Source organism: Marinobacter sp., from assembly GCF_052094685.1.
Taxonomy (GTDB): domain Bacteria; phylum Pseudomonadota; class Gammaproteobacteria; order Pseudomonadales; family Oleiphilaceae; genus Marinobacter.
On sequence record NZ_JBQDKB010000123.1, the window covers coordinates 1 to 8,656 of the forward strand.

The window sequence follows — 8,656 nt, forward strand, 5'->3', positions numbered from 1 at the left end:
AACAAGATCACTTTAAACGCTGTCTGTCAGGTGCAAGTCCGACAGGCTGCTAGCCAGTACCTTCTCGTCTATCCTGATAACGATTCGGAAACCGTGCCCCCTCTGGCTGGATATGAACAATAGCGTTCACAGCCGGGATAGGGATCTGCCAATGGCTCTATATGCAGTTGTCGGTGTAGATCAAGGAGAAGTGCTGTGAATGAGAATAACCACTCCCCAGAAAACTCTTCTGATACCGCATTAGATAACGCTTCAGGAAGTCCGCCAAACGATCCAGAACAGGATTTGGCAACGCGATTCCCCACCGCCTATACCATTCTTTTCCTGCTAATTATCTTGGTTGCAGCCCTGACCTGGATTATACCTGCCGGTCAATACGACCGGGTCATGAATGAGGAAGTCGGGCGTGACGTGGCGGTGCCTGGCACCTACCAGACGGTTGACCCCAACCCTCAGGGCTTTATGGAGATAATGCTCGCCCCCACAGCCGGATTTTATGACCCCGACAGCTACGTAGCCAACGCCATTGATGTTGCCCTGTTCGTGCTTTTCCTGGGTGGTTTCCTTGGCGTCATGAACGCTACGGGGGCCATTGATACCGGGATACGCAGCGCCATGCGACACCTAAAGGGCCACGAGATCTGGATGATCCCGATACTGATGACTCTGTTTGCCATTGGCGGCACCACCTATGGCATGGCCGAGGAGACTCTGGCGTTCTACGTCATTCTAATCCCGGTGATGATGGCGGCCGGATACGACGTCATAACCGGTGTGGCTATTATCATGGTAGGAGCCGGCGTGGGCGTACTGGGCTCCACCATCAACCCGTTTGCCACGGTTATCGCAGCCAATGCGGCTCAAATTCCGTTTACCGACGGCATTGTCGTGCGCTTCATCCTGCTCATTGGCGGCCTGTTAATTTGCTCTGCCTACGTTATGCGTTACGCCGTACGTGTAAAAGCGGATCCATCCCGCTCTGTAGTCTCCCAACAGTGGGATGCGCACCGCAGGCTTTTCCTGGGCAAACATGCCGATGAAGCCCAGGCTACCACGCTCACCAGAACACAGATTGTTGCGCTTTTGATCTTCGCCGTAACCTTTTTTGTCATGATCTGGGGCGTATCGTCTCAAGGCTGGTGGATGGCCCGTATGGGTGCGCTGTTTTTTGGTTCCGCCATTGTGATCGGCATTATTGCCCGCCTTGGGGAGAAAAAACTCACTGGCAGCTTTGTTGACGGCGCACGTGATCTTTTGGGCGTTGCTCTTGTAGTAGGACTTGCACGAGGCATCGTGGTGATCATGGATCAGGGCATGATTGCCGACACCATTCTGCACAGTGCAGAAACCTCCCTCGGCGGGCTGCCCGAACTGGCATTTATCAACCTGATGTTCTGGATTGAGGTAGGCATGAGCTTCTTTGTGCCGTCCTCGTCCGGGCTGGCGGTTCTCTCTATGCCAATTCTGGCGCCGCTTGCTGATTTCGCCAACGTGGGGCGCGACCTTGTGGTAACTGCGTTTCAGTCTGCCAACGGCCTGGTAAACCTGATCAACCCAACCTTTGCCGTAGTGGTCGGTGGTCTGGCGATTGGCCGGGTGTCTTACGATCGCTGGATCGCGTTTATCTGGCCCTTGTTATTAATTCTTACCGTATTCATCACGATAGTGATCAGTGCAGCAGCACTGATTTAATGGAGGATCGAACCATGTCTGAACAGAAACTTGGAGTGCATTCCGAAACCGGAAAGCTGCGGCAGGTTATTGTATGCCGCCCTGGCCTAGCCCACCGGAGGCTAACCCCATCCAACTGCGACGCCCTGTTGTTTGACGACGTTTTCTGGGTGAAGCAAGCCCAAAAAGATCACGACGTGTTTGTGAGTGTTATGCGGGAACGCGGCGTCGAGGTACTGGATGTTAACGAGTTGCTGGTCGAAACCCTGGACATTCCGGACGCCCGAAAATGGATTCTGGATCACCGGATTACATGGAATGATATTGGCGTGGGGATGATTTCCGATCTGCGCGCATGGATGGACGAGTTGCCGGGAGCCGAGCTTTCAAAATATCTGATTGGCGGCCTTGAAGTGGGTGATTTGCCCTTTGATCCAACCGGGCTTTTTGGCAACCACTTGGGGCACTACGGATTTGTGCTGCCACCGCTGCCTAACTACCTGTTCACACGGGACAACAGCTCCTGGATCTACGATGGCGTTACTCTGAACCCCATGTACTGGGCCGCACGCCAACCGGAAACCCTATTGATGGCTGGCGTGTACAAATACCACCCGAAATTTGCCGGCAAGGTGGATGTGCTTTGGGGTGATCCCACAAAAAACCATGGCCTTGCCACACTGGAAGGCGGCGATGTCATGCCTGTGGGGAACGGCACCGTGCTTGTCGGTATGGGCGAGCGCTCATCTCCCCAGGCGGTCGGGCAGTTGGCCAACACTTTGTTTGAGCAAGGCACAGCCGAAAGGGTTATCGCCTGCCAGATCCCCAAATCCCGCACGGCCATGCACCTGGACACCATTTTTACCTTCTGCGGAGGGAACGTTGTCACCGCTTTCAAGGAGGTCGCCGATGAAGTGGTTTGCTACGACCTGAGAGCCGGTGAAGGCGAGAAACATCTTTCATTCCATCAGGACCCGCGGCCACTGTTTGACGTGGTGGCAGACGTTCTTGGCTATAGTTCCCTGGAGGTTGTCGCAACCGGCGGTGATGACCCGGCCGAGCGTGAACGGGAACAATGGAACGATGGCAACAACGTACTGGCGCTGAGCCCCGGGGTGGTCATCGGTTACGACCGTAACGACGACACCAACGCGGCACTGGAAGCAGCCGGCATAGAAGTGCTGGCCATTCCAGGCGCAGAACTCGGCCGTGGTCGCGGCGGTGGGCGTTGCATGAGCTGTCCGACAATGCGTGACCCCATCTGACCGGAGAGGACAAAGACTATGGCTTTCAATCTGAAGAATCGTCATTTTCTGACCTTGCGGGATTTCTCCCCGCAAGAGATAGGTTTTCTGCTGAAGCTGTCCAAAGACCTCAAGGCAGCCAAATACGCCGGCACCGAGGTCCCCCAACTCAGCGGCAAAGAACTTGCGCTGATCTTTGAAAAAAACTCGACTCGAACACGAGTAGGTTTCGAGGTGGCGGCTTACGATCAGGGAGCTCGAGTCACCTATCTCGGGCCCACAGGCACCCACATCGGCCATAAGGAATCCGTGAAAGACACTGCACGAGTGTTAGGGCGTGTCTACGATGCCATTGAGTACCGGGGTTTCGGCCAGAAAATTGTTGAAGAGCTGGCGGAATATGCCGGAGTGCCGGTATATAACGGACTGACGGATGAATTCCACCCCACGCAGATCCTTGCCGACTTCCTCACCATGCAAGAACACGTTGAAAAACCCCTGCATGAGGTGGCCTATGTCTATGTTGGAGATGCCGCAAACAACATGGGTGACAGTTTGCTGATTGGTGGGGCCAAAATGGGAGTGGATGTGCGGTTGTGCGCACCAAAAGCCTGCTGGCCAGAACAAACCATCATTGATGAAGCCCAAGCACTCGCCAGCGAAACCGGTGCCCGAATCATGATTACCGATGATCTGGATGCTGCAGTTGCCGGCGTAGATTTTGTCTATACCGATGTGTGGGTGTCCATGGGCGAGCCGAAAGAAAAGTGGGGCGAACGCATCAAGCTGTTGATGCCCTATCAGGTGAACGCTGCCCTGATGGAAAAAACCGGCAATCCGCGAGCCCGTTTCATGCATTGCCTGCCCGCTTTTCACAACACAGAAACAACGGTGGGCAAGGAAATAGAAGCCGAGTTCGGCATTACCGCCATGGAAGTGACAGACGAGGTTTTCGAAAGCCCCGCATCCATTGTGTTTGATCAGGCGGAAAACCGCATGCACACCATCAAGGCGGTGCTGGTAGCCACACTCGGGGGCTGATGTTGGCTCGAATTGCTGATAAAGGATGTTCTCTATGCTGATTGTTGCAGCTCTGGGCGGTAACGCCCTGTTGAAACGCGGCGAGCCACTAACGGCCGAGACCCAGCGCACCAATGTGAAAATCGCCGCGAAATCACTGGCCGAACTGGTACGCGCTGGGCATCAGCTTGTTATTACCCATGGCAACGGCCCTCAGGTAGGTTTGCTGGCGTTACAGGGTGCCGCTTACAAACCGGAGGAAGCCTATCCGTTGGATGTATTGGGTGCGGAGACCGGGGGTATGATCGGTTACATGATCGAGCAGGAGATGGAGAATGCCCTTGGCCATGACCGCCCTGTGGCAACCCTACTCACCCAGGTGGTTGTCGACCGGGACGATCCTGCCTTCAAAACCCCGACCAAATTTATTGGCCCGGTCTATGATAAGACAGAAGCTGAATCCCGGGCTGCGGCTGCGGGCTGGCACATTGCTGCCGATGGCGACAAGTGGCGCAGAGTGGTGCCTTCGCCGGCGCCGAAAGAAATACCTGATATGCGGGTGCTGAAGTTGCTACTGGATCAGGGGGTGGTTGTTATCTGTACCGGAGGCGGCGGCATTCCGGTACTGCGCCGTAACGACGGCAGTATGACCGGCGTGGAAGCGGTGATCGACAAGGATGCTGCCAGTGCTTTGCTGGCACGGGAACTGAACGCCGATGCCCTGCTGTTGTTAACCGACGTGAATGCGGTCTATCGTGACTTTGGCACGCCTACCGCCGCACCCGTTCGAAAAGTATCCCCGGAGCAGGCCAGAACACTGGATGTGCCCGCCGGTTCCATGGGGCCAAAGGTGGCGGCCGCTTCTGACTTTGCAGCCTCTGGTGGCATCAGCGGCATTGGCCGACTAGAGGATGCGCTCGATATTCTGGTTGGGCGTGCAGGCACGCTCATCACCAATAACTCTTAATGGCTTGGGCTCGTTATTCATGTCGAATCAGGTCGTTGATGTTGGACAGATCGTAGGAATTCGCGGCGGCGTTGTCGATGTGAAATTTCCCGGAACCTCGCCGCGCATCCACGATCTCGTCTACGCCGGCAGTCTGGCGTTGGAAGTCACCTCGCTTCTGGAAAGCGGCGCCGTGCGCTGTATGGCCCTGGCGCCAGTGCGCGGATTGGGGCTGGGCATGCAAGTTCGGGCCACCGGTGCACCGATCCAGGTTCCGGTCGGCGATACCGTGTTGGGCCGTATGCTCAATGTGTTTGGCGAGCCTATTGACGATAAGCCGGCCCCTGCCGCGACAGTGCGTCGCTCCATCCATCAGCCACCACCAGCGCTGGAAGACCGCGTAATCCACAGCGATATTCTGGAAACCGGCATCAAAGCCATCGATCTGCTGTCTCCCATTGAGCGCGGCGGCAAAACCGGGCTCTTCGGCGGTGCTGGCGTAGGTAAAACCGTGCTGATCACTGAACTGATTAATAACACAGTTCAGCATTATCAGGGCGTGAGCCTGTTCTGCGGCATTGGCGAACGCTCGCGAGAGGCAGAAGAGCTCTACCGCGAGATGGGCGATGCCGGTGTGCGGGATAAAACTGTGATGCTGTTCGGGCAAATGAACGAAGCCCCGGGAGTACGGTTTCTGGTGGGCAAAACCGCGCTCACCATGGCGGAGTATTTCCGCGACGATCAGAAGCAGGACGTGCTATTGCTCATCGACAACATTTTCCGTTTTGTACAAGCGGGTTCCGAAGTCTCCGGGCTGATGGGGCGCATGCCTTCCCGGGTTGGCTACCAGCCCACGCTGGCTACCGAACTGGCGACGTTGCAGGAGCGCATTACATCCACACGCAACGGTGCCATCACCTCCATTCAGGCGGTCTACGTGCCCGCAGATGATTTTACCGACCCGGCAGCAGCACATATTTTCTCGCACCTTTCCGCCTCGGTGGTGCTGTCGCGCAAGCGCGCCAGTGAAGGCCTTTACCCGGCCGTGGATCCCCTTGGCTCTGCCTCCGTTATGCTGACGCCGGCCATTGTTGGTCAGCGCCACTATGACATTGCCCGGGCGGTAAGGCGTACCCTCGCCGAATACGAAGACCTGCGCGACATTATTGCCATGCTGGGCATGGAAGAACTCTCGGCCGCAGACCGGGCCACCGTAGCGCGGGCGCGGCGGCTTGAACGCTTTCTCACGCAGCCGTTTTTCACCGTCGGTGCGCTGACCGGCGACAGCGGCAGGCGCGTGTCCATCAAGGACACCCTGGACGGCTGCGAAACCATCCTGAATCAGACCGAGTTTCACGACAACGAAACCGATTACTACATGATTGGCTCTCTAAAAGATCTGGAGAAAACATCATGAGTCTTGCCGAGTCTATGCAGGTAACGCTGCGGCTGCCCACCCGAACGCTGTTCGAAGGGAGCGTGAAAAAGCTGTTTGCTACCGCGCAAAACGGTGCTTTCGGCATGCTTCCGAATCATACGGATTTTGTTACGGCACTGGTGCCCTCGGTGTTGATTCTCACCTCAGCCGACGGCACCGAAGCCTTCTTTGGCGTGGACGAAGGTGTGCTGATGAAAAAAGGCCACCAGGTAGACATTGCCATACGCCGCGGTGTGCAAGGCCAGGATCTCGAATCCCTGAACGAAACCATACAGGCTGCGTTTATCGAAGTGGACGAAGAAGAACGAGTGGCACGTTCAGCCCTATCCCGGCTGGAAGCAGGCCTAGTACGGCGCTTTGGTGAATTGCGGAAACCCACGGTATGAGCCCAAAAAAAGATCGTTCCGCAGACGATATCCGGCGCAGTGCCGAGCGCATGAAGCGTGCACGGGGCGAGCCAGGGGTCAGCCCTCTGCGGGGGCTGGGTGCCTTCGGAATCATTGGCTGGTCGATCGCGGTACCCACCGTGGCTGGCGCCTTTCTGGGCTTATGGCTGAACAAGGTCGCACCCCAGAACTTTTCATGGCCCATTGCACTGATTCTGGGCGGCGTGGTTGTCGGCGGCATCATTGCCTGGGGCTGGATCGAACGGGAAGGGCCGGATCAGAAAGGAGACAAACGGTGATAACGCTAGATTGGCACGCGGTGCTGCTGGGATTTTCTTTTGGCTTACCCGTCAGCGCATTGTTCTTCATAGGGCTGGCCTGGGGCATGCGACGCGCCTTGGCCTCTGACAGCCCCGGGCTCTGGCTGATGGCCAGCTCTTTCTGCCGGATTGCGATACTGCTTGGCGTTGGTTTCCTGGTAACCGCTTCAGCCAGCAGCAACTGGGCCATCGCCGGCTACGCCCTGGCGTTTTTCCTGGCGCGGCTGGTGGCCGTGTTCTGGGTCAGGATCAGCAAGGCGCCTACTGCAGCCACTCAGGAGGGCACATAATGCAGCTTACCCCCGATGACATTATTGTGTTCACACTGGCAGGCTGGGAGGTTAACGCCACCATCGTCAACACCTGGATTGTGATGGCGTTGCTGGTGGGTATTTCCATGCTGATCACCCGCAACCTGCGCCCGGATGTGCCGCCCAATCGTTGGCGCACTGCGCTGGAAGTGATCGTAAAGCTGATCCAGAGCCAGATCGAGGAGGTCACCCGCAACTCGGCACGCCACGTTATGTACTTTGCCGGCACCCTGTTCCTGTTCATCGCCTTGTCGAACCTGATGCTGGTGATACCCGGGTTTTCGCCGCCCACATCGTCGCTGTCCACCACGGCGGCACTGGCCTTGTCTGTGCTGGCAGCCGTGCCGGTGTTTGGCATAGCCAGCGGTGGTGTAAAGCACTACCTGAAAACCTTTATCGAGCCATCGATCATCATGTTGCCGTTCAATATTATCGGTGAGTTCTCCCGCGGCATTTCGCTGGCCATCCGCCTATACGGCAACGTGATGAGCGGCGCGGTCATTGCGGCCATCCTGTTGACCGTCGCGCCGTTTTTCTTCCCGGTGGTTATGGACATGCTGGGGTTATTAACCGGCATGATTCAGGCGTACATATTCGCCATTCTCGCCACCGTTTACATTTCATCTGCGACGGCAGAACCAGACCACCCACTTCTTAAAAAAGAGGATAAGTCATGACCGATCTTGCCATTATTGCGGCCATTTCGATTTTTACCGCCGGCCTGACCATCGCCATCGGTGCCATTGGCCCCGCTCTGGGTGAGGGGCGCGCAGCCGCTGCTGCGATCGCTGCCATCGCGCAGCAGCCGGATGCAGCCCCAACCCTGTCACGCACCCTGTTTGTGAGCCTGGCGATGATCGAATCCACCGCCATTTACTGTTTTGTGGTGGCGATGATTCTGATTTTCGCCAACCCGTTCTGGGATGCCATGCAGGTTGCCGCAGGAGGCTAAAGCCGACCATGTCCATTGACTGGATTACCGTATTCGCACAGATCGCCAACTTTCTGGTGCTGGTGTGGCTGCTGAAGCGCTTTCTCTATCGCCCGATTCTTGACGGTATCGATGCCCGCGAGGCTGAAATAACCCACCGCATGGCCGAGGCCGGGGAGGCCGAGAAAAAAGCCCAGGCCGTCGAAGCGGACTTTCGCCAGCAGAAACAGCAGCTGCTGTCTGACCAGGATGCCGTGCTCAAACGCGCCCTGACAGAATCAGAGGATCAGCGCGACAGCCTGCTGGCCGAAGCCCGTGCCAAGCTGGAGAAGGAACAGCAAGACTGGCACAAGCACCTTGAGCGTGAACGCCAGAAGTTCACCGCACAG

General features: G+C 56.8%; 11 protein-coding genes. All 11 read left to right on the plus strand.

Annotated features, from left to right (window positions below; all coding sequences use genetic code 11):
* Positions 1–195: 195 nt before the first annotated feature.
* Complete coding sequence (locus tag ACTH3S_RS16775) at positions 196–1,692, plus strand: YfcC family protein (RefSeq protein WP_441810157.1); 1,497 nt, start codon at positions 196–198, stop codon at positions 1,690–1,692.
* A gap of 14 nt (positions 1,693–1,706) precedes the next feature.
* Positions 1,707–2,936 carry an arginine deiminase gene (locus tag ACTH3S_RS16780; protein ID WP_441810159.1) on the plus strand — a complete coding sequence of 410 codons (1,230 nt, stop codon included), beginning with the start codon at positions 1,707–1,709 and terminating at the stop codon, positions 2,934–2,936.
* Between the two features lie 18 nt (positions 2,937–2,954).
* Entirely contained in the window at positions 2,955–3,956 is a 1,002-nt protein-coding gene (locus tag ACTH3S_RS16785; protein WP_441810160.1) for an ornithine carbamoyltransferase, read from the plus strand.
* 34 nt (positions 3,957–3,990) lie between these two features.
* Complete coding sequence (gene arcC / locus ACTH3S_RS16790) at positions 3,991–4,902, plus strand: carbamate kinase (protein WP_441810161.1); 912 nt, start codon at positions 3,991–3,993, stop codon at positions 4,900–4,902.
* Positions 4,903–4,921: 19 nt separating this feature from the next.
* Positions 4,922–6,298: a F0F1 ATP synthase subunit beta gene (gene atpD, locus ACTH3S_RS16795; RefSeq protein WP_441810162.1), complete on the plus strand. Its 1,377-nt coding sequence runs from the start codon at positions 4,922–4,924 to the stop codon at positions 6,296–6,298.
* Complete coding sequence (locus ACTH3S_RS16800) at positions 6,295–6,705, plus strand: F0F1 ATP synthase subunit epsilon (protein WP_441810163.1); 411 nt, start codon at positions 6,295–6,297, stop codon at positions 6,703–6,705. Before atpD ends, ACTH3S_RS16800 begins: the two co-directional genes overlap by 4 nt.
* Positions 6,702–7,004 (plus strand): AtpZ/AtpI family protein, encoded by a 303-nt coding sequence (locus ACTH3S_RS16805; protein ID WP_441810164.1) that lies wholly within the window; start codon positions 6,702–6,704, stop codon positions 7,002–7,004. Before ACTH3S_RS16800 ends, ACTH3S_RS16805 begins: the two co-directional genes overlap by 4 nt.
* Positions 7,001–7,315, plus strand: coding sequence for an N-ATPase subunit AtpR (locus ACTH3S_RS16810; protein ID WP_441810165.1), 315 nt, complete (start codon positions 7,001–7,003; stop codon positions 7,313–7,315). Before ACTH3S_RS16805 ends, ACTH3S_RS16810 begins: the two co-directional genes overlap by 4 nt.
* Positions 7,315–8,013 (plus strand): F0F1 ATP synthase subunit A, encoded by a 699-nt coding sequence (locus tag ACTH3S_RS16815; RefSeq protein WP_441810166.1) that lies wholly within the window; start codon positions 7,315–7,317, stop codon positions 8,011–8,013. Before ACTH3S_RS16810 ends, ACTH3S_RS16815 begins: the two co-directional genes overlap by 1 nt.
* Positions 8,010–8,288 (plus strand): F0F1 ATP synthase subunit C, encoded by a 279-nt coding sequence (locus ACTH3S_RS16820; RefSeq protein WP_022990721.1) that lies wholly within the window; start codon positions 8,010–8,012, stop codon positions 8,286–8,288. The genes ACTH3S_RS16815 and ACTH3S_RS16820 overlap by 4 nt, the downstream gene beginning before the upstream one ends.
* An 8-nt stretch (positions 8,289–8,296) precedes the next feature.
* A partial coding sequence (locus ACTH3S_RS16825; RefSeq protein WP_441810167.1) for a F0F1 ATP synthase subunit B family protein occupies positions 8,297–8,656 on the plus strand: 360 nt, incomplete at its 3' end.

Excerpts from the sequence above, each read along its gene's own strand:
- ACTH3S_RS16780 (WP_441810159.1), top strand. The coding sequence starts at position 1,707 with ATGTCTGAACAGAAACTTGGAGTGCATTCCGAAACCGGAAAGCTGCGG.
- ACTH3S_RS16785 (WP_441810160.1), top strand. The coding sequence starts at position 2,955 with ATGGCTTTCAATCTGAAGAATCGTCATTTTCTGACCTTGCGGGATTTC.
- arcC (WP_441810161.1), top strand. The coding sequence starts at position 3,991 with ATGCTGATTGTTGCAGCTCTGGGCGGTAACGCCCTGTTGAAACGCGGC.
- atpD (WP_441810162.1), top strand. The coding sequence starts at position 4,922 with ATGTCGAATCAGGTCGTTGATGTTGGACAGATCGTAGGAATTCGCGGC.
- ACTH3S_RS16800 (WP_441810163.1), top strand. The coding sequence starts at position 6,295 with ATGAGTCTTGCCGAGTCTATGCAGGTAACGCTGCGGCTGCCCACCCGA.
- ACTH3S_RS16805 (WP_441810164.1), top strand. The coding sequence starts at position 6,702 with ATGAGCCCAAAAAAAGATCGTTCCGCAGACGATATCCGGCGCAGTGCC.
- ACTH3S_RS16815 (WP_441810166.1), top strand. The coding sequence starts at position 7,315 with ATGCAGCTTACCCCCGATGACATTATTGTGTTCACACTGGCAGGCTGG.
- ACTH3S_RS16820 (WP_022990721.1), top strand. The coding sequence starts at position 8,010 with ATGACCGATCTTGCCATTATTGCGGCCATTTCGATTTTTACCGCCGGC.